This window comes from Pseudonocardia adelaidensis (assembly GCF_039543345.1).
In the GTDB taxonomy this organism is placed as follows: domain Bacteria; phylum Actinomycetota; class Actinomycetes; order Mycobacteriales; family Pseudonocardiaceae; genus Pseudonocardia; species Pseudonocardia adelaidensis.
Genome location: NZ_BAABJO010000028.1, coordinates 58,415 through 79,138 on the forward strand (window position 1 = coordinate 58,415; position 20,724 = coordinate 79,138).

14 protein-coding genes are annotated in these 20,724 nt (G+C 67.5%); 4 read left to right on the forward strand and 10 right to left on the reverse strand.

Features of this window, described 5'->3' with window-relative positions:
• Nucleotides 1-242: 242 nt before the first annotated feature.
• The 3 genes from queD to queC are packed head-to-tail and all read right to left on the reverse strand — an operon-like array spanning nucleotide 243 to nucleotide 1,972.
• Nucleotides 243-617: a 6-carboxytetrahydropterin synthase QueD gene (queD, locus tag ABEA81_RS30285; protein WP_345609709.1), complete on the reverse strand. Its 375-nt coding sequence runs from the start codon at nucleotides 615-617 to the stop codon at nucleotides 243-245.
• A gap of 5 nt (nucleotides 618-622) precedes the next feature.
• On the reverse strand, nucleotides 623-1,255 hold the full coding sequence (gene queE, locus ABEA81_RS30290; RefSeq protein WP_345609711.1) for a 7-carboxy-7-deazaguanine synthase: 633 nt from the start codon (nucleotides 1,253-1,255) through the stop codon (nucleotides 623-625).
• A gap of 3 nt (nucleotides 1,256-1,258) precedes the next feature.
• The gene (gene queC, locus ABEA81_RS30295) at nucleotides 1,259-1,972 is read right to left on the reverse strand and encodes a 7-cyano-7-deazaguanine synthase QueC (protein WP_345609713.1); all 714 of its coding nucleotides are present in this window, start codon (nucleotides 1,970-1,972) and stop codon (nucleotides 1,259-1,261) included.
• 107 nt (nucleotides 1,973-2,079) lie between these two features.
• Between queC and ABEA81_RS30300 the strand changes: the two genes are divergently transcribed.
• From ABEA81_RS30300 to dbpB (ABEA81_RS30315), 4 genes are read left to right on the forward strand one after another with little or no spacing between them, the layout of a single operon-like run.
• A complete protein-coding gene (locus tag ABEA81_RS30300; RefSeq protein WP_345609715.1) occupies nucleotides 2,080-2,967 on the forward strand; it encodes a hypothetical protein in 888 nt (295 codons plus the stop codon).
• Nucleotides 2,964-4,115 (forward strand): DGQHR domain-containing protein DpdB, encoded by a 1,152-nt coding sequence (gene dbpB / locus ABEA81_RS30305; protein WP_345609717.1) that lies wholly within the window; start codon nucleotides 2,964-2,966, stop codon nucleotides 4,113-4,115. The genes ABEA81_RS30300 and dbpB (ABEA81_RS30305) overlap by 4 nt, the downstream gene beginning before the upstream one ends.
• Complete coding sequence (gene dpdA / locus ABEA81_RS30310) at nucleotides 4,112-5,368, forward strand: tRNA-guanine transglycosylase DpdA (RefSeq protein WP_345609719.1); 1,257 nt, start codon at nucleotides 4,112-4,114, stop codon at nucleotides 5,366-5,368. The genes dbpB (ABEA81_RS30305) and dpdA overlap by 4 nt, the downstream gene beginning before the upstream one ends.
• On the forward strand, nucleotides 5,361-6,506 hold the full coding sequence (gene dbpB / locus ABEA81_RS30315) for a DGQHR domain-containing protein DpdB (RefSeq protein ID WP_345609721.1): 1,146 nt from the start codon (nucleotides 5,361-5,363) through the stop codon (nucleotides 6,504-6,506). Before dpdA ends, dbpB (ABEA81_RS30315) begins: the two co-directional genes overlap by 8 nt.
• On the opposite strand, the gene dpdD is transcribed toward dbpB (ABEA81_RS30315), so the two are convergent.
• Genes dpdD through dpdF form a run of 7 tightly spaced genes read right to left on the reverse strand, consistent with a single transcriptional unit; the run spans nucleotide 6,507 to nucleotide 20,721 of the window.
• The gene (dpdD, locus tag ABEA81_RS30320) at nucleotides 6,507-8,645 is read right to left on the reverse strand and encodes a protein DpdD (protein WP_345609723.1); all 2,139 of its coding nucleotides are present in this window, start codon (nucleotides 8,643-8,645) and stop codon (nucleotides 6,507-6,509) included.
• The gene (gene dpdK, locus ABEA81_RS30325) at nucleotides 8,642-9,172 is read right to left on the reverse strand and encodes a phospholipase D-like domain-containing protein DpdK (RefSeq protein WP_345609724.1); all 531 of its coding nucleotides are present in this window, start codon (nucleotides 9,170-9,172) and stop codon (nucleotides 8,642-8,644) included. The genes dpdD and dpdK overlap by 4 nt, the downstream gene beginning before the upstream one ends.
• Entirely contained in the window at nucleotides 9,169-13,530 is a 4,362-nt protein-coding gene (dpdJ, locus tag ABEA81_RS30330; protein ID WP_345609725.1) for a protein DpdJ, read from the reverse strand. The genes dpdK and dpdJ overlap by 4 nt, the downstream gene beginning before the upstream one ends.
• A complete protein-coding gene (locus tag ABEA81_RS30335) occupies nucleotides 13,523-14,212 on the reverse strand; it encodes a hypothetical protein (RefSeq protein ID WP_345609726.1) in 690 nt (229 codons plus the stop codon). Before ABEA81_RS30335 ends, dpdJ begins: the two co-directional genes overlap by 8 nt.
• On the reverse strand, nucleotides 14,205-17,285 hold the full coding sequence (locus ABEA81_RS30340) for an ATP-binding protein (protein ID WP_345609727.1): 3,081 nt from the start codon (nucleotides 17,283-17,285) through the stop codon (nucleotides 14,205-14,207). Before ABEA81_RS30340 ends, ABEA81_RS30335 begins: the two co-directional genes overlap by 8 nt.
• A complete protein-coding gene (gene dpdG / locus ABEA81_RS30345; RefSeq protein WP_345609728.1) occupies nucleotides 17,282-18,193 on the reverse strand; it encodes a protein DpdG in 912 nt (303 codons plus the stop codon). Before dpdG ends, ABEA81_RS30340 begins: the two co-directional genes overlap by 4 nt.
• Entirely contained in the window at nucleotides 18,193-20,721 is a 2,529-nt protein-coding gene (dpdF, locus tag ABEA81_RS30350; protein WP_345609729.1) for a protein DpdF, read from the reverse strand. The genes dpdG and dpdF overlap by 1 nt, the downstream gene beginning before the upstream one ends.
• Between the last annotated feature and the right edge of the window lie 3 nt (nucleotides 20,722-20,724).

Genomic DNA, 20,724 nt, shown 5'->3' on the forward strand with positions numbered 1-20,724 from the left:
AGGCGGCGGCGAGAGGTGTAGGTCGCTGCCCGTCGGCTCAAGGCAGCCCGGAGTCATCGGTGAACGGTCGAACGGCTCGCCACTCAGGCGTTAAGGAAGCGTGCCTGCGCCATCCTCCCGGCTTTGAAGCGCCGGCCGGTTGGACCTGACGGTCGAATGCTCGTCCTTGGTAGCGCTTCACCGGCCTGTTCACTGTGAAGGAGCGGCTGATCGCCCAGCGGCTCAAGCGTCCGGCCACGAGGTCAGCCGATGAGGCTCTTCGGTCCGCGGAAGGTGCAACCCGAGGTGCACGTCTCGCGTACGGTGACTGCGGAAAGCCCCGGCAGCGACGGGGTCAGGCGCGTCCAGATCCATTCGGCGAGAACCTCGCTGGTTGGGTTCTCGAGTCCTGGGACCTCGTTCAGGTAGTAGTGGTCGAGTTGGGCGTCCAGGTGCTTCCACGCGGCCTTGAGATCGCCGAAGTCCTGGACCCAGCCCAGCTCCGTGTCCAGGACCCCCTGGACGTACACGATGACGCGGTACGAGTGGCCGTGCAGTCGTGAACACTTGTGGCCCGCCGGAAGGTTGGGCAGCCGGTGGGCCGCTTCAAACGTGAACTCTTTGAAGATCTCGTGCACGTGATTCACGCAATCCCGAGGTACTTGTGGGTCTGGAGGCTCAGCATCCAGCGCGGGTGTTTGAGGCAGTAGTCGACCGCGGCGGCGGTGTTGCCCTGCACGTCGGGGCCGTCCACGGGTTGGAGGCGCATCGACGGGAAAGCTAGGTGTTCGAACTGTGCCGGATCGCCGCCTACCTGGGGATAGACGAGCTTGAGTTCGTCGCCTGCAGTGAGAACGAGGTCGGCACCGATCTTGGGGCTCACGCACAGCCAGTCGATCCCTGGAGGAGGGACGCGGGTCCCATTCGTCTCGACGGCGATGTAGAAGTCCTGCCTGTGTAGTTCGGCGACGAGTGTGGCGTCAACTTGCAGGAGCGGTTCACCGCCCGTGAGTACGACCATGCGGTGCTCCCGCCCGGCGCTGGGCCAGGTGGCAGCTATGGCTTCGGCCAGCTCGCCGGCCTCGGCGAACCGCCCGCCGCCAGGTCCGTCGGTGCCGACGAAGTCCGTGTCGCAGAAGGTGCAGATGGCGCGGTGCCGGTCCTCCTCGCGGCCAGTCCAGAGATTGCAGAGGCTAAACCGACAGAACACAGCCGGGCGGCCGGCGTGCGTGCCTTCGCCCTGCAGCGTGTAGAAGATCTCCTTGACTCGGTACATGGGTCACCGGGTGCGGTAGGGCAGGGGGTCGTTTGTGCCGGCTTCGCTGAAGCCCTTGAGGCGGAGCAGGCACGAGTCGCACTCGCCGCAGGCGACCGGCATCTCACCGCACGCAGTCGACTCCGCGGCGGGGTCGTAGCAGGACCACGTGATGGAGTAGTCAACGCCCAAATCGAGCCCGGCCTTGATGATGTCGGCCTTCGACATGCTGATTAGTGGCGTGTGGATCGTGGTGCGGGCGCCTTCCACACCGGCCCGGGTGGCCAGGTTGGCAAGGTTCTCGTAGGCGGCGATGTACTCGGGGCGGCAGTCGGGGTAGCCGGAGTAGTCGAGGGCGTTCACCCCGATGAAGATGTCGGACGCCTCAACGGTCTCGGCGTAGGCCAGCGCGAATGACAGGAAGATCGTGTTGCGGGCGGGTACGTAGGTGACTGGGATGCCGTCGTCCGACAGGTCGGCGGCCGACGAGTGCTTGGGTACGTCGATGTCGGCGGTGAGTGCCGACCCGCCGAAGGCGCGGAGGTCGATGTCGGCGACGACGTGGCGGACGACGTCGTAGGACGTAGCGACCCGCCGGGCGGCGTCGAGTTCGATGCTGTGACGCTGCCCGTAGCGGAACGACAGAGCGTAGGGCCTGAAGCCCTGCGCTTGGGCGATGGCCAGCACGGTGGTGGAGTCCAGGCCGCCGGACAACAGTACGATCGCTGGCTTGGTCATGCGGTCTCCCTGTGTCGGTGGGGTGAGCTAGCGTTCACCCTAGACCGAAACTACGATCTGACTGCGTCAGGGCGCGCTGCAGTTTCAGGCGGATGAGGGGGAGCAGTTTGACGAAACTGACAGTGGTCGTCACCTGCTCTGATCGGAAGTCGGAGGCTCCGCAGGTAGGACTGCGGGCCCGCGACCTGCCCAAAGCCGGTCTGGACGTGCGGTCGGCGATGTGGTGCTCCCGGCTTGGCGGTGCGGGCGGTGGCCGGCCACTCACCGGGCTCTACCGCGGCGAGAGTTGGAGCCTCGTGCCGGACGTCATGGCTTCCGCACAACAGGCAGGGTTCACGCCCCGCCTGCTGGTGGCGTCGGCCGGACTCGGCCTCCGGGACGCGAACTCACTCGCGCCGGCCTATGCTGCGACGTTCGCGTTGAGGCAGGAGGACAGCGTTGGCGAGACTGCGGCTGACCTGCGCGAATGGTGGCACACACTGCATGCGGCGCCAGGCGCGCTGGACCCAGACAAGGAGTTGCGCGGCCCGCTGCTCTTGGTGCTCTCGCACGCCTACGCCACGGCGATGTCGGCAAACATCGAGGCGCTCGGCCGCCGGAGTAGCGACGTGCTGCTGGTCGGTGGAGCCGGCGACATTGCGGGAATCACGCGCCTGCCGGCCGATCGCGGACTGCGGGCGGCCCTGGGTGGCACTGCCACCGGTCTGACAATGCGGATGGCGCAGCATTGGCTCGCCGGGCTCACGCGTCCGTCCCTGACGTGTTCGGCGCGGATGAGGGAGTGGCAGACCTGGGCGGACGACGTTCGGCATGACGAGTCCTGGGCTCGGCAGCCCCTCGACGACCGCGAGGTCCTGCAATTCATCCGTGAGGCGCGGGCGGGCGACCCCGGCATGTCGAGAACCCGGGCACTGCGGAAACTGCGTGACAGCGGCAAGGCCTGTGAACAGAGCAGGTTCGCCGTGCTATACCGAAGGGTCGTGACCGAGTCGTGACGGGTGAGCAACAGCGCAAGCCCCGTCAGAAGGTGCTGGAGCGCCGGGCGCTGCGGGTCATGCAGAACGAGAACGTGCCGCTCTACCTGTTCACACTGGCGGCCGAGGAGATCGAGCAGGTGGCCGACATCGCGCGGATATCGCGGGACGAGGCGGGCAAGCTCATCGGCTACCAACGGAAGGAGAAGAAGCAGCACGTCCGCCAGATCCAGGACTACCTCGACTCCGCCAATGTCCTCTTCCCCAATGGATTGATCATGGCCTTGCCCAGCGACGTGAGGTTCAAGTCCAGCCGAGGCCCCGCCACCTCCGACGCGCTCGGGACGACTGCCGGGATCCTGGAGATCCCGATCGCGGACGGTCTGGACCAGCCGCGGCCAGGCTGGATCGTGGATGGCCAGCAGCGCAGCCTCGCGCTCGCCCGTGCGGCCAACCGACGCTTCCCCGTCCCGGTGGCGGGTTTTGCCTCCTCCGACCTCGAGTTGCAGCGCGACCAGTTCATGCGTGTGAACAGCGTCCATCCACTGCCGACCAACCTTGTCACTGAGTTGCTCCCCGAGGTGGTCGCCGCACCGTCCCCGCGCCTGTCGGCTCGCAAGCTGCCGTCGGAGTTGGTCGACATGCTCAACCAGGATCCCGCGTCGCCCTTCCACAACTTGATCAAGCGGGCCTCGACCGAGCCAGAGGAGTCGCGCCAGCGCGTGGTGACCGACAACAGTCTGGTGGAAGGGCTCCGAGAGTCACTCAAGTCGTCGTCGGGGGCGCTGTACCTGTACCGCAACATCACCGCGGGGACGACCGACACAGAGGGCATCCGTCAGTTACTTATCACGTACTGGACGGGTGTCCGCAACACCTTTCCCGACGCATGGGGCCGCCCGCCGACGGAGTCACGGCTGATGCACGGCGTCGGCATCCGCGCGATGTCCCGGCTGCTCGACCACGTGATGGTGCGCGTGAACCTGCGTGGCAAGGACCCCGTGGCCGCGGTCGAACGCGAACTGGCCTACATCGCGCCCCTCTGCCGATGGACTGACGGCACCTGGGAGGAACTCGGGCAGCCCTGGAATGCGTTGCAGAATACAACGAAGGACATCAGCGAACTGGCGAACTACTTGATGCGGGCATACACGGATGCGCGGCGATGAGATTCTATTTCCCGGACAGTCAGGATCTCATATCGCCGACCTACGACTTCCTCCATGATGAGTACAGCCCGCTGCGCGTGCGACAGCGCGACGATCTCTACGCCCATGAGGTACTCGCTCGGGTCCCTTACGACGGCATACTCGTCTCCAAGGCGATCGTCGACGGTTCGGTCAACGGAGCCGGCAAGTACAGTCAAGCCCAACGGCAGCGCCTGTACCGGCGGGGCGTGCGCAACTTCTTTCGGCTGCCTGACAACATCGCCACCATCGGTGACTGCGGCGCGTTCAACTATGTTGGCGAATATGAACCACCATACACTGTTGACGAGGTCGTCGACTTCTACGAAGGTTGCGGATTCGATTCTGGCATTAGTGTCGATCACGTAATCCTCGGCTATGATGCCAGTGCAACGGACGATACTGTCGATCCGGCCTGGAAGGAACGCCAGGACATCACGTTGCGACTGGCCGAGGACTTTCGCGAGGCCGTTGACCGCCGCAAGTGCGCTTTCGAGCCGGTGGCCTCCGCGCAGGGGTGGTCGCCGCAGAGCTACGCTGACTCGGTTCGTGAGCTGCAGAAGCTCGGTTACCGGCGCATCGCGCTCGGTGGAATGGTCCCACTGAAGACCCCGGACATCCTCGCCTGCCTGGAGTGTATCGCCGACATCCGGGACCCGGACGTGGAGTTGCATCTCCTTGGTGTCACGCGCGTTGACTCGATGGAGCGGTTCGCGCAGTTCGGTGTGACCAGCTTCGACAGTACGAGCGCCTTCCGGCAGTCGTTCATGGACGACCGCGACAATTACCACACCGCATCCGGGACCTACGTTGCGGTCCGGGTGCCACAGGTTGACGGCAATGTCACGTTGAAGCGCGCCATCCTAGCTGGCCACGTTTCGCAGCGTGACGCGTTACGTACCGAGCGCGAATGCCTCAACAGACTTCGCCGCCTCGACGAGGGTAAGGCGACGATCGACGACGTTATCAATGTGCTCGCCGACTACGAGTCGATCATCGGCGTCAAGAACTCTCGCATCCACGCGTACCGCCGCACACTGGAAGACGCGCCCTGGCGGCGTTGCCAATGCGGGCTGTGCGCGCAGCACGGGGTGGAAATGATCATTTTTCGAGGGACGGAACGGAATAAGCGCCGAGGGTTTCACAACATGTCGGTCCTCGCCGCGAAGATGTACGCACTTCCCGCGTTCGCGGCGAACCGGGAGGCGACGATACAGGGGAGTGCCCGTGGCTGACCAGTACATCTTGCGCGTGCCGGCGATTCGCCTCGCACAGGGGCGACACAGCATCTACGTATTCGGGATCGATGGCAAGAAGCTGGCTGACTTCGCCACGGTCTCCCGGGCACGCCGTGACGACACCGACGACCTGCACGGCTACCAGCGTCCCGAGGTCGTGTCGCACATCCGCGCGATCCGGCGTTACCTCGAGTCTGACGGCGCGATGCTCCCCAACGCGATCGTGCTTGCCTTCACCGACCAGGTTCGCTTCGAGGCGGCCGCCCTGCTGTCCGAGAGCGAGCCTGTCAGCTATTCCCAGCCCGGCGAGCTGATCATCCCCGTTGACGAGACTCAGGACGACGCGGAGAAGCCCGCGTGGCTCGTGGACGGTCAGCAGCGGACCGCGGCGATCCGTGACGCCGACGTCGCCGAGTTCCCCGTCGCGGCCGTCGGGTTCATCGCCTCGGGTGAGGAGGAGCAGCGCTCCCAGTTCATCCTCGTCAACAACACGAAGCCGCTGCCAAAGGGTCTGATCCACGAGCTGCTGCCGGAGACCACGGGGGAGCTGCCGGCTCAGTACGCGCGACGCCGGCTGCCGGCCTCCGTGTTGACCAGGCTCAACACCCACCCGGAGAGCCCCTTCCGCGCGGCGATCTCGACGCCGACGACCCCGGGTGGCTACATCAAGGACAACAGTGTCCTGAAGATGATCGAGAACAGCCTCTACGAGGGAGCGCTGTATCAGTACCGGGATCCCCGCACCGGTGAGGGCGAGGAGGGTCAGATGCTGTGTCATCTCATACTCTTCTGGAACCGGGTCCGCGAGCGTTGGCCCGAGGCCTGGGAGTTGCCGCCCCGTAAGTCCCGCCTCACGCACGGCGTTGGAATTCAGTCCCTGGGCTACATCATGGACATGCTCACGGCAGAACGAGACGCATCCGAGGTCTCGGCTGAGGAGATCGACGGGAGCCTCGCCGTGTTGGATCCGGTTGTGGCCTGGACGGACGGGACCTGGTGCCTGTCGCCAGGGGACGAGCGGCGCTGGAATGGGCTGCAGAACACGCCGAACGACGTCCGCAAACTCACAAACCTCTTCGTGCAACAACTCCGCAGCAAGGCGGGCAACGACCAGATTTCCTTGCTTGTCGAATGATCAGCCACTGCGGAGGCGTTGCTCCAGGGCCTGCAGGAACGCAGTGATGCCGCGCCCGGAAGGCAGGATCTGCTCGGACCTGGGGAGCACACCGTCGATGCCTGCCGTCGCGGCGTGCGCCGCGTGCCAGGTGTCGACAATCAAGTGGTCGACCCGGCCTGCCATTGCCTTGAGGGCGGAGGTGGCCTTCGTGTCGGCGTTGCCTTCGACGGCGGCGGGCGCGCACAGGGGTGCGAGCCGCTTGCGAAGCAATTCGGCGGCCCGCGGCAGGAGCGAGTAGACACCCACCACGGCTCCGTCCAACTGTTTCCAGTGGGAATCGCCTTGCTCTGGCTCAGGCAGCGGTATGGCGGGGAGGCCCACCTCCGCGGCCAGCGCCTCCAGTTCCGAGCGTTGACGCAGATTCAGGCGCGGGCCGAAGCTCCGCGACTTCGTCACGATCTCAGTGACGGCCACGTTTCGGGCAGCTTCGTCGGGACTCGTGGCGTTCTGCAGGAGGTCGGCGACCTGGAGTCCCCAGTCGACAGCCACAGGAGCGGCAACGCGTCTCCACAACTCGGTCGTCCGCGAGAGGAGCTCCGCGTATCGCTTCATGGACGGGCCGGACGCGAGGACCTGGTCGAGGAGGTGGAGATACGCCTCGCGCACGGGCGCGGTGAGGTTCTGCTGCTCGGCCAAGATGAGCAGGACGGCGTCCACGAACTCCGCTCCGAACGCAGTGCCGGCGGCGGTCGCGGCGCTGTGGCAAAGCACATCTAGCCCAGCCACGATCTGGTCCTGATTGACGTTGCCCCATGCGTTCACGATGCCCTCGGCGGCGGTGTTCATCTGTGCGGGCAGTAACCCGGGGAGATCGCTCCAGTTTGCGTACTGGGTGCGAAGCACCTCGGCGCCGCTCTCCCACCGCTCGACCCGGCCGATCCGAGCGCACCACTCCACCCAACCGCCGCACCCCCTGTCAACGAGCGCCCCGAGTTCGTCGAGGTCCCGTTGCAGTCGCCGATGCGGCCGCAGTAGGTCGTCCCGGAGGAAGCGCTCGACGGCGGCGAGCACCGCAGCAGCATGCCCGTCGTCCTCGCGTTCCAGGACGGCTTGCACGGCGACGTCTGCCCCGGCGGGGTCGGGCGCGTCGAGGAACGTACGGACGACGTCGCCGTACCGGCCGTCCTCGAAGAGGCGGATGATGTCGTCCTGCGGGGGAGCCGATCGCGGCGTCGCCAGCGCTGCCAACTGCTGGAGCCGCCCGCGCTCAGTGTCGCTCGTGGCGGCGCCCAGCAGCCGCTGGAAACGAGCGTCGTCGCCCACCGCCAGCGCCGCGACGGCACCCATCGCGCGACCTGCGGCCGTGCCCGGTACGTCGAGCGTGTTCAGCACCGCGCCGTAGCGCGCGGCCAGCGCGGCCTCGGCGTAGATGTCCGCCGGGGAGCCGCCAACGGCCAGCGGGGCGACTTCGGTCCACCAGACCGCTTCGAGGACGGCCTCGTTGACAGCCCGGGGTCGGCGGGCCCGTAGGAGCTCGTCGAAGTAGGGCAGGTCGCGCAGCTCACGCCAGCGTTCCAGCCGCGCGAGCTTCTCGATCTCGAGGAAGCGTAGGTTCTCCGCGCTGAGGTGCCCGACCCGCCGGAGTTGGTCCCACGCCTGCTCGGCCAGCCTGCCGTCCTGATGCAGGAGTGCGAGCCGGAGGTCCCGGAGTTGGTCGACGTAAGACGGCCGCGTGGGCCGCTCCCTGCTGTCCTTGCTCCGCGCCGTGGCAACGGCGTCCTCGAGACGGGCCAGGAGGTCCTCGCGAGAGCAGGACTTCCGGTTTACGTATGACAGGCGCACCAGGCCGGCATCACGGAGTGCCTCGTCGATCTGCTCGGTCTCGGGTGTGAGCGGCGTCGCCTCGAGGAGAACCCTTGACGCGGGACCGAGGAAGGCCTTCAGCACCTCACCGCCCCGACGCTGGCCCTCGCGGTCCTCGGACAGGAGGTAGAAGCCCCCGGGCCTCCGGCTTACCGGCACCACGAGCCAGCCGCTGTTGCCGCTGACCCAGGCGGCGACCTGGTTGTCGACGAGCACCTCGACCCGGTCCCGCATCGTGCCGTACCGCTGCAAGTCGCCCATGGCGAACCGCACCGCTTCGCGCACAGTGGTCACAGCGTGCCCCCGTACCGTCCGTGTGCGTCCATGCGGGCTCCGGCGACGAACTCGCTGTCAGTCCTCAACTCGACCTGCTCGTCGCGGATCATGATCCCGTTGTAGGTGATGTTCATGCTGCCGGAGAGGGCGTAGTCGTCCCCGGTGAGCGCCTTGGTGTGTAGTTGGCGGGTGGGATCAATGTGGATCGTGACGGCGTCGGCCACTCGGAGGTCCTGCTCGAGTTGATGCAGCCGCCGTAGGAACGCGTCGTTGTGGTTGTCGGACGTCGTGGCGATGACGATCTGCGTGCTCTGATCGGCTAGTGCGACGAGGACCTCAGCCAGGCGAGTGGGCCGACGCCCGAAGCGAGTGAGGGCCGGAAAGGTGCCCGCCGAGTTGTCGACGATCTCCACATCGGAGATCCACGGGGACACCAGCCAGAGGCATCTGCCGGGGCGGGCGAGCTCTGCTGAGAAGAGCGCGCCGAGCAGGTCCAGGATCTCGGAGGCGCTCTGCGCCTTCGACTTACGGATCACGCGGCTCACGGCGCCTCCCGCAGGGCCAACCGGGCCTCCACGTATTGCGGCGATTCCTGGATGCCGACGACGATCGGATGGCAGAGCAGCGGCCCGACCTCAACCGGGTTGACCTGCAGGTCCAACAGCAGCGTGCGCAGCGCCGCGCGGTCGGCCTGCCCCGCCCGGACGAGTATCTCGCCGTGTTCGTATAGCGCGGTGTGCAAGGTGTCACGGAACGCGTCGTTCCACTCGGTCATCTCGACGATCTCCGGGCCGAGAGTCACGTGGGCGCGCACGGTGCGGAGCGAGGCGGGCAACGGTGGTGCATACGGGTTGAACGAGTCCGCACCTACGGCCTCGCCCCATGGCCAGAGAACGTTCGAAATGGCCCGCGCCCGCCGCTCTGGCGTCGTATTCGCGCTGAGATGCAGGACTGGGTCGAGGGTGGTGTCATAGGCGAGTAGGCCGCCGATCGTCCGGGCGTCCACACCGAGGCCGGTGCGCTGGGTGACCTCGTCCCGTAGGTCCAGCCAGGAGCGAACGGCGCGCTGCAGGCTCTGATGCGCGCCGGGCCCGGCGAGCCGAGTGCTCAGCGCGGTCCGCGCTGGACCACTCAGAAGGAGCCCGTTCGCCCGGGCGATGTCGTCCACTTGACCTACTGCCCGCCCCGCGGCCTCGTGGCCTTCCTCCCACGCGCGGCGCAGTCCGTCGAGCGCCGCCCTCATCGCCGGAGCGTCGTTCCGGAGCAGGTGGGTGAGCTCCTCGTCCATTGTCTCAACGGGTGAGGGCCGCAGGGCCTCCTCGAGGACGCGCGTGAACGCTGCGGGGTCGTACGCCAGGGCGCGGTGGAAGGCGTCGATCTGGCCGGTGCCGCCAGGGGAGGGCTCCGACAGGAAGAAGCGCGTGTTGTCGCGCTGGTCGAGGTCGAGCAGTACGTCGTCGGGGTCGACTCCCGGACAGAGTGCTGACACCGCCGCGAGCACGGCCTGCGCTACCGAAAGCGTGTAGCGGCGGCGCCACCAGGACGTCCACGTCGCGGAGCGTTTCGTGGCCGTGATCTCCTCCAGAGCCGACCGCACGGCCCCGAGGACGGCCGGGGCGGCGAGCCACAGCCGCCACGCCTGCTTCTGGCCGAGGCCCAGTACGGTCGCGGCGGCGCCCAGCTCAGCGGCGAGCCTGTCATCGGTGGCGACGTCGAACCCCTCGGTGACGGCGGCCAGCAGCACGATGTCGCCGAGCGTGCGCCGGTCGAACGCCGACATGTCGTCCGGGAGCTCGGCCTCGACCTCCAGTCGGTGCCGCAGCCGCACGGTGCGTTCCTGCGGGTCCGGATCCTGCACCTGGTCGGGCATCCGGACGAAGCACTCCAGCGCGTCACAGTGGGTATCGACTCCGACCGCTCCCGGTATCCAGGTGCCGTTCTCGTCGTGACCGAACTCGAGTTGTACGGGCTCCGCCTGCTGGCGCCAGATCACTCCGCGAGCGGTGCGCGCGTAGCGCACGAGTTGGACGCCACCACCCTGCACGTGCAGGTTCGAAGTAATTGCGGCCAGTAACCTGTTCGCCCCGCTGCTGAGCCGTACCGGGGCACCCACCCCCAGCGCCGAGATGTGCACCTCCCAGTCCGGGCGGACCTTTGACGCATCCCGCAGATCCGGCGGCACAGATTCCAGCGCCGCCCGGGTGGGTGCGTGGATGTGGACGGGCTCGCCGTCGATGTCGATTACTACTGGTTGCACTGCTTCGAACGTCGTCGCCACGTCGACCCGGCGCACCTGCTCGCCGGCCAGAGGCGGGGGGAGCTGGATCCAATGGCGCTTGGTGGACGCCCACACGCCGAAGTGCCGCGTCACGTTGCCGGGGCAGAACTCGTTCAGCGTGCGCAGGGCCGGGAGGTGCTCGATTGTCTCCTGGCCAGGCAGCCCCGGAACTTGCAACTCGACGTCGGGCACGAGGAGGTCGTCGAACAGGTTGCCTGGCACGAACTCCCGCAATGGGGTCCGCGTCCGCAGGCCGGAGTCCGACTCCGCGGGCTGCTCGCCATCCCACTGACCCTGCAGCCTCCGGCGGGCCGTCGGCACGACGGCCAGCAGCAACGGGCGCGGGGCCTCCCACAGTAGGGTGTCGACCACCGAGGTCGCGATGTCGTCAGTGCCCAGGCCCAGAGCGCGCCGGAGGTACTCGCGGAGGCGATCTCGCTCCGGACCTGGTCGCAGGAGCCGCCCGAGCAGCTCCGCGACACCGTGTTGGCGCTGTTCCGTCTTCACACGCCAGTGGTCATTCGTCGGCTCCAGGGCCGAAGCGGGTCCCGCCATATCCGACCACGTGGAGTTCCATTTTGTGTACCTCTGCTCGGCGGCGAGCCAGTCCAGCAGCGCGTATACCGCCTGGATTCGCATCACGTAGACGTTCTCGAGCGGCAGGTTCCGCGGGGGGAGGTCCGGGTCGAACAGTGCGTCGTAGGAATCCCAGGCCGCGCGGTCGCGGCCCCAGTCGCTGAGCACCACGGCGGTCCACGGTCGCATGGCGAGGTTTCGCCCGGCCCGGCCCTTGCGCTGCAGGAACTGCGCCGCGTCGTGTGGTGCCTTGTGCTGCAACACCGCACCAACGCGGTCGTCATCGAAACCGACCTCCAGCGTTGCGGTGGCGATCACGACTTGCGCGTTGCCGTCCACGCCCCGGTCCTGCGAGCTCGTGCGGCCGACCTGCAGTTGCCGGTCCGCGTCGACGCCGTGCCCCAGGTGCTCCGGCAGCCACCAGTGCTGGCCGTCGAGGTCTCGAACGTCGTGGGGCTCCTGACGGTCCGGCGTCAGCCGGGGCTGATTCCTGCCCCGGGAGTGCGCCAGCGTGAGGGGACGCGCGGACGTCTTCGGCTTCCCTGGCCAAGACCACCCTTCCGCGTCGAGGACGTCCCAAAAGAGGCGGTTGGTGCTGTCGAGCTTGTCAGTAAAGGCGAAGAGTCGGTTGCCGAACACGCCGTCCGACGATGGCGGCGGATCGATTGGATCCCCATCGAGAACGTCGAGGCAGCGCGCTAGTGCCATGCACGCCTGGATACTCGTCGATAGCGTGCCGGTCTCGGCGTACGGGTCGTTGCGGAGCGCGATGAGGTACTCCGCCCCGGTCTCCTCCAGTTCCTCGAGGTGCGGGCTGACCTCCACGACCGACCCCGGCCGGAGCCCGACGAGTCGGGCGAAGAACTCGTCGGCGTTGCGCAGTGTTGCGGAGAGCCCGACCCAGACCGGCTTGCGCCCCAGCGCGTGCCGCAGCCGCCGCAGCAGGATCGCGTTCTGCGCGCCTGTGGTGCCCTCGTAGGTGTGCACCTCATCGAGTAGGACCGCCCGGAGGGTAGCTGGCTGCACGCCGAACGCAGCGAGGTTCCCGGGCGCCGCGAGTTGCCGGTTGACCGACTCGGTGGTGGTCAGCATGACGTCGGCAGGGTTTGCGACTGCGCTCTCGCGCGTCAGCCGCAGCACGCCGTCATTCAGCCGGAACCCGCAGGAAAGGCAGGTGAGCCGCTCCCGGCTCGCTTCCAGATCGACACGGCGCCACACAAGGTCGGCGTCGCACTCTAGGCAGCGCAGGTACGGGCAGACGAAGCCCTCCCTACGCGACGGCCACTCCGATCTCCCGTCACGAACCATGCGCGCTGTCGAAGGCGTCGGGCCGAACCAGGTGGCGACGCCAAGTCCCCGTCCCTGACCCGCGCTGCGGAGGTGCCGCACATTCTCGAGCAGCGCCCGCAACTGGTCTTTTAGGAGTTCGTTACGCGGGTACAGCGCCAGTGCGAGCGTGCCTCGGTTGCCGCCGCCGGACGACCGATCGGCGAGCCAGGCCAGCAACGGCAGGTAGAACGCGAGCGTCTTCCCGCTACCGGTGCCTGCGGTGATCACGACGCCCTTGCTGTCTCCGGCGCGGAGGGCTTGCAGGATCTCCCGGGCACTGCGCTGCTGGAAACCGGAGACGGCCTCCGGCAGTAACGTCTCCGCCACAGCCGCTCCTGCTCGGCCGAGGTGCGGGCGCAAGTCCTGCCGCACATCCACTGCGGGTACGTTGCGGCGTGGCCGGCGTCGCGGCCGATGCAGCAACCGGTAGTCGAGCACCAGTGGCCGCCCCTCCGTGACGCGTTGCCCGCGGAACGCCTGGCGCAGTGTCGCGAGCAGGCGCACGGTCTCCGCGAAGCGGCTCCGGTAACCGCCGCCCGGTTCCTGCACCACTAGCCCGGCGTCAAGGAGTTGCCGTAGCAGACGGGGACCCGAGCCGTGCTTCTCCAGCTCGGTGAGGATCTCGGCCTCCGTCCACCTCGCCCCGACCGCGCCCCACGCCAGCAGCGCCGTCTCGCGGAGTTCGATCGCGGTAAGCGCATTGACGAGACCGTCATCCACCGATGGCTCCAGTCGGTCGTCCCGCCACGATCTTGAACGCGTCCACGGCGCCGTTGTCCTGCAACCAGCTCACGACCTCGGCGTCGAGCATCTCGAGGGAGGCCCCGCCGCCCGTGGCGGCGGAGACGAAGTCCCGCACCGCGGCGGGAAGACGTGCCTGGAGATCGTCGAGGAGCGCAACGACCTTCCCGAGCGTCTCCACGGCATTGCGGTCCGGAAGTTCGGAGCGCAGCCGGGCAAGGTCGCCGATGGCGTTGTCCAGGCTGGTCGCGGTCTGCTCCAGCGTGGGTACCTGCCGGAGCGCCGCCGACAATTCGAGGAGTTCGCGCACATTGCCGACCTCGTCGACGATGTGGTTCTTCCACCCGTCGCCGGCCGCCTGTTCGGCCTGCTGCGTGAAGGTAGGGAGATTGCGGTCCACCGCGGCGAGCGCCCGCTGCCCCAGGTTCTTCTGAGCGGCCCGCAGGTTGTCCCAGAGGTCGGGTGGGGCATTGATACCTGTCCACCAGGAGCCGCGTCCGAGCGAGCACGCTCGTTCCAGTTCGGCCAGCCTTGGAAGCAGTTTGGTGAGGTTCTCGAGCGCTGAGGTGAGGGTCTCGGCGTCCCGCCGGGCTTTCTCTACATCGCTCGCGCGCTCGACGGCGTCGAACGTCTCGGCGATCCAGTTCGGGCCATCAAGCACGACTGGCCTCCGTGACGCTGAGCGCCTCGAGATGTGCTTCCACGCGGTCTAACTTCTCCCGCACCTCGCGTTGCAACTGCTCCACGTCACCCACCCCGCCGCTGCGCCGGAGGCACTCGGCGGCCGTCGCCTTCATCGTCTGTTGGAGAGCGGCGAGGGCACGGCCACCGTCGGCGGCGTGACCCGCCCAGTGCTGCATCGCGAGTGCCTCGTCGGCGAGTGGTCGGTCGCTGCTCCCGGCGGGTCGCTTCCAGTCGTATGGGAGGTCGGGGGGCAGATTCGTCAGCACGTCGAGTATCACCGTGAATGGGTCCCAGCGAGGTGGCCGGAGCAACCCGTTCTCCAGGGCACGTTTGCCGACCTCGCGTGCCGTTTGGGCGACGTCCACCGGTGACCTTCCTTCGAGCCCGGTCCGGAGGTTCTCGAGGGCTTCCTCCACCGCCCCGAGGCACTGCGGCGCAGCGTCCTCGATGGCCTTTCGCAGGTCGCGAGCAGCGACCTCCACGACGGGGACCACATCGTGAAGATCATCAGTCACCTTCTGCAGGAAGGCTGTGGGCGACTGCGTCGCCTCGTCGAGAACCGTGGCCAGGCCGGCCAGGTCGACAAGTTGCGGCTGGACGGCGTCACCTTGCCGGACCGCGGCGAACTGCCCGATCAATTCGGCAGTCTTCACGTTGTGCAGGACGTTCCGAGCTGCGGTAAGCGCGGTGCCCCAGCCGGAGATCGTCGAAGCCGCTGGTGCCGGCACGCCGCTCAGGACGCCGTCGAGGGTCCCGACCTGGGCCGGCGATGCCCCGGTGGCGAGCAGTGCGATCGCCCGGATTCCCACGGCCGCACGGGCCACACCACGACCGCGGACTCGATCTAGGAAGGCGCGTCGAACCTCGTCCGCACGCTTATCCAGCCAGGTCTCGAGTTTCAACATCAGCTCCGCGGGCGTGTAGCCGCTCGGCCACTCCCAGAGCCCTCGCTCCGGCAACCAATGACCGTGCTCGCTGAACCACCGGGCGGCCACCATGACGTCGACATCCTCTTCGGTGCGTTGCAGCGGGATACGGACCCCACCAGTGCCAATCCTCCGGCCGTAGGCACCGTCACCGAAGTCGATCGACATCACGTTGAAGAGGCCGGACAAGATCTCGTGGCCGTAGCCGCTCAGGTGAAAGAGGTCCTGATCAAGATCGAGCCGGGAGCGGACGAGGTGATGCAGGGTGTTCCGATAGAACGTTGCATGATCGTCCGGAAGCTTCGCCGTCCCGTTGAACCACTGGAACAGCCTGGGAAGCGGGCTTTCCTGCTTCTCTCCGGTCGTGACGGGCGGGGTGGGGTCCGGCGGGGCCAACGTATCGGGTGCATCGGGCGCCCTCGCCGTGATGTCGGAGAGCGCAAACGCATCGAGAACAGCCGGAGTCAAGGGGGACTCGTCGCCCCAGAGCACGAGTGCGCGGTAGAGCCTGTCCGCCTCCTTGCCCGAGGCTCCGCTCAGGAGAACATGCTTCGCCTGGTGAACGTCGTTGTCGAACTGCTCGAACGTCCGCTCGTGCGGATAGGTACCGCGCTCGATGTGCCCGTCCGCCTCCATGAGCGCGTCGGAGACGCAGACCTCCAGTACCTTACGCGGCGTTGCCTGCTTCTTCAGCGCTCGACGGAGGGCGGTCGCGTTATAGGGGTACAGGCCTACATCGCCGAGACCGTCGACCTCGACGAAGCCGAAGCCGGCATGGCACTCGTCGCGCACGCGGCACGGTTGGCCGTCCTCCCGGGTGTCGCAGGCGTTCCGTACCCAGTGGCGGGTCCCGTCCTTCTTGGCGCGCTCCCACGCCGACTCGACATCCTCGCGGCCGATGCGCACAAGATTCAGATAGCGCCCGACGAAGGCGTCGCGATCCGCGAGTGCGGACTCACCGACCTGGAACCGGTGCGTGATCCGCGTTTGCACGGTTTTTGGAAGCTTGTTGAACGGGCCGTCGGTGACGGCGAAGACGACCCGGAGCGGCGCCATGGTGTCGCCGGGCTGGATGGTGAACTGGTCGTACAGTTCACCGTCGACGAGGCCGAACTGCGCGAGGTCCTCGAAAAGGAGGACAAGTTCCTTGCCGTCCTCGCGGAGGTTCTCGCGGGCACTCCGGAACAGGAGGTCCAGTGACTCCCGGTCCTGAGTCCGCAGCCCAAGCGTCTTGGGAACGGCGTGCCGGAGTGCCTCGTTGAGGAGTTCCACGGCGGGAGCCGGGTCGGCGACGATGATCGACCAGAGTTCGCTGAGTTCCGACGCACGGGGGATCGCCCGGCGGATGCCCGTCTCGCGCAACGGAAGGTGCTCCGGACGGAAGCCGTCCAGTTGGGAGTCGCGTCGCGACGTCGCCTCGTAGAACGACTGCACGATGCCGTCGATACACCCATCCGGCCGGAGAAGCGCCTTGTTGATCTGCGGAATGGCGATCAGATCGGCGAGCCCGTCCCGGCGTTTCCCCTGCTCGTCCTCCTCTCCGAGGAGCGTGTTGCGGACCTCGCGTGCTTCGCGCTCGTCCGCGCTCTCGCCGTCGACCGGTAGCCGCTGATCGATCGTCCAGGTCAGGGCATGGCGGACCTCCTCCAGGAGGCGGTCCGCAACCTCCGCCGGGCTAGAACTTCCGACGGCGCGGTCGATGCGATCGAGGATCTTCTGCCCGCCCTCGCCGGGCAGAGCGACGACGATGCGGCGGAGGAGTTCGCGGATTGTCTGCACGGCACGTGGCACGTACAGAATGTGATAGCGCTCGTCGGCCGGATCGAGATTGGCGTGTACCCAACGGACAACATGGCTCTTACCTGCACCGGACGCACCGGTGACGGCAATCAGCGTGTTCCGGTCGGTGTCCCCGACGCCATGCAGGACGGCGTCCAGGACCTGACGTTCGCCGGAACCGGCGTCAGGGAGTTCCTTGCCCGTCGGATGGGAGAGTGCCATCGGAGTGTGCGCGGCGAGGAACACGGAGTCAGCGTCGCTCGGAAGGGCGCCGATGTCCGTGTAGACGGTCTGCCGCACGGATCCCGCCGTCCAGCAACGGAAGCCCTTCATGGCCGCGGTCATGCCACCGCCTCCACCCGGACCTCGGTGACCGTGCGGGGCGACTCCGTTCCGAGTTGCAAGACTATTCCGTCCCGGGCGTCGTCGGATGTGATCAGTTCCAGGTGCCTGGTGCGCTCCAGTTTCTGGAGCGCGAACGCCACGGTCGCCGGGACTGCGGCGGCGTCGGCATTCACCGATTTCGCCAGCGCGGGGTCGCCGAGCACGGGAAGAACGAAACGCAGCCGACCCAGCCACTGGGCTGCCGACGCACGTACGGGGAGAAGGGGGAGAACGCTCCGGATCGCAGGGGTTGGGTCGACGATCATCCGCGCTTTCCGGGCGGCCGGGACAGCCTGCGCGTCTGTGGCGACTCCCAACGATCGGGCCCATCGCCGGAAGGCCCGCCACTGCTCCGGGTTGTCGACGGCTTTGTCCAAGTGTGCGTTGTCGAACGCGGCCTCGGGGCCGTCGCTCCACATGGCGGCGAGAGGCGTGAGCGGATTCTGGGTGAGTAGCAGCCAGGTGAGCGCGCGTGCCAGATCGGCGGGTTGCTGGCCCTCGTCGGCAGCGGCTCGCGCGCGGCCTCCCAGAAGGCGCAGGACGAGGCTGCGGAACGGGCCGGATCCGCCGGAGGTACACGCCGCAACGTTGTCACGGTGGTCTCCGTGCAGAGTCCATACGCGGTGTGGTCCACGCGCCCCTTCCGCCGCCAGCAGGCCAATATCTGCGCCTACCTCGAGGGATGCCAGCAAAGCACCGTGGGCCCCGGTCGACTCCTCCGGTTCTGTTGCTTCGTTGAACATCGCGCGGGGCTGCAGCGCACGTCGGAGACCGGCCTCCGGAAATCCCTCGCGTTGATCCGCGAGGTAACGAGTGACCACGAAGAGCGCTGGGACGCTGGCAAGAAGGTGTTGTTTAAGATAATCCACTATCGGTCTCCGAGAATCTGCAATGCGGTGAGGGCATCGAGGGCCCGTAGATCGCGCTCGAGATCGTGACGGCCCAGCCTGGCGCGGCGTGCGAGGAGCAGTACATCGACAGCCGGCGGGGTGTCGTTCCTGTTTTGCCTTCGTTGCCCGGTGCTCAGCCACCTGCTCGGCACCGGCACGCCTTCCGGATACACCACGAAAGCGCTGTGGGGCGTCACCATGCTGGGAGACACAGGATCCAGATCTACGAAGAGCCAATGCGCATTTTCGAGGAGTTCGTTATTATCGCCGACCGGACCCGCCACGTGGCGGATGCCTCGGCTTATCAGGGCCTTCGCGAGTCGGTGGGACACCTCGGCTGGCTCGTCGGCGACGAGGATCACGAGGCCGTCCTGCCGGCCGCTCGCCTCGATGAGCCTGCCGAGTTCAGGTGCCTGGTCGGCGGGTAGCGCCCACGCTTGCACGGGGTGCGGCGGCGGGTCGTTTGTCGCCGGGATTCCTTTCTGACGGCAGGACGGGCACCGCCCGCACTGGCCTTCGGGCTCGGCGTACCGGGCGGCGCGGCCGAAAAGGTTGTGGATCGTGTCGTCGGGGCGGTATGCCTGAGCGATGGCCTCGCAGACCGGGATTTTGCCACTCGCCACGCCGGAGATCGCGTCGAGCGCCCGCTGGGAACGCTGCGTTTCCGCGCGCTGCCAGGGCGTCCACTTCTCCTGCCAGAACGAGTCGTCGGTGGACACGTTGTTGCGGAGCAGTTCGACGCCGACCCACTCGTGCTGGCCCGAGTTCGCCGTGGCGGGAGTGAGTTCCTCGACGTCCTCGACGTCGACGGGGAGCCTTCCGACCGCCTCCAGTTCCACGAGACCCTGGATGAGTTGGGCGTTCCACTTGCGGTTGTAGCTTCCCTCCCGCACCCCGCCGTGGCTGCGCTGGATATCAATGAAGTGGCGACCTTCAAGTGTCCCGCGGTGGGCCCAGAGGTCACGCCAGCGTTTCCACGCCGTGTCGGCCGTCAGCACCGTGACGCCAAGGCTTGCCGCCTCCTTACGGTCACCGGGTGCCGTGAGCAGGAACGCCGCTGCGACATGCCCGTCGCGGCCGCCGCGGCCCAGCTCCTGATACCAGCGGTCCACCGTCTCCGGAAGGCAGGCGTGCACGACGCTACGTATGTGCGGGTAGTCGATGCCCAGCCCAAACGCGGACGTTGCGACGACGAGATCGAACCGGGCTGCCTGCTCGGGCGTGTTGCGCAGACCCTCCAGCACCGCCTTGCGGTCGGCGTCTGCCGTCTCTCCGGTAACGACCGCGAGGCGGTCGTAGCCGTGATCTCGCAGCCGTTCCGCCCAGCCGTCCGCTGTTTTCGGCGAGGTGACGTAGAGGATCGCCGGCCGGGGCAGGTGCGCCAGCGCCTCCAGCACCCAGCCCTTACGCTGGGCGTCGTCCTCGGCGGCGGCCACCCAGAAGTCCGGCTCGGCGCGGAGTGCGTTCGCCGCGATCAGCGCGCACGGCCCTGGGTCGGCGAAGAGATCGTGCAGATCCTGCAACTCGCCAGATCCCAGCGTGGCACTCAGCAGCAGTGTCGTCAGGGGCGGGCAACCGGCCTTTTCGGCTGCGTGCAGCAGATCGTTGCGGAAATCGGCGAGCGTGCGGAACTCAGGTCGGAACTCCCGCCCCCACTGCGTGACGAGATGCGCTTCGTCGACGACGAGCGCGCCCAGCCGCCCGGTCGACGCGGCCTCGCGGAGAAGGTCCCGCAGCGCCCGGCTCACCGACTCCGGGGATGTGACGAGCAGGTGCTGTTTGCCGTGGCGCACCCGCTCCTCGATGAGCTCGCGGGTCTCCTTCGGCGTGCTCGCGGACCACGCGAAATGCAACTGGCCCTTCTTCACACGGGGGTTGCGTCTTGCGAAGTGATCGCGGAACCGGCGCTCGAAGTCGTAGGCGAGCGCGATAGTCGGCACCACTACGACGGTGAGCCCGTCGACCCGCTCCTGCAGGCAGAGCGCCACCTCCGTCTTCCCCGAGCCGGTGGGCAGCATTCCGATGACCGTGCTCCCGTCCGGGACGGAGACCACGGCCCGGCAGGCCGCGCGCTGGCCCGGCGTGCGGTACCGGGGGAAAGTGGTGCACTTCTCGAAGAACGGGTCGGCTTTCAGTTCGTCCGGGAAGAACCGCTGCCCGGCGCTTCCGCCCGCGACCGCGGCCTGATCCGGCACTCCCGATGTGTCCTGCAGCCACCCCGGCTCCCACACTGGTGCGGACCACATGTCGGGCTGGGTCTCGCGCAGCCCTGCCATAGGCGCCGCCCGGAGGCGGCCCGAGATCCCCGGCGCCGTCCGCAGCCATGCTGTGTTGCCGTCCTCGAGCGACCGGCGCCGTAGCAGTTGCCGCAGGAGCACGGCGAGGTCGAGGTCACTGCCCGCACCGGCGCCGACCACGTTGGCGAGGCGCGCGAATAGGTCGTCCTCGAACACCGGCCGGCCGTCAGGGTGTTCGAGGAAACGGAGGAGGCGCGCCTCCTCGTCCACCGC

Excerpts from the sequence above, each read along its gene's own strand:
- queE (WP_345609711.1), bottom strand. The coding sequence starts at position 1,255 with ATGTACCGAGTCAAGGAGATCTTCTACACGCTGCAGGGCGAAGGCACG.
- queC (WP_345609713.1), bottom strand. The coding sequence starts at position 1,972 with ATGACCAAGCCAGCGATCGTACTGTTGTCCGGCGGCCTGGACTCCACC.
- dpdA (WP_345609719.1), top strand. The coding sequence starts at position 4,112 with ATGAGATTCTATTTCCCGGACAGTCAGGATCTCATATCGCCGACCTAC.
- ABEA81_RS30340 (WP_345609727.1), bottom strand. The coding sequence starts at position 17,285 with ATGACCGCGGCCATGAAGGGCTTCCGTTGCTGGACGGCGGGATCCGTG.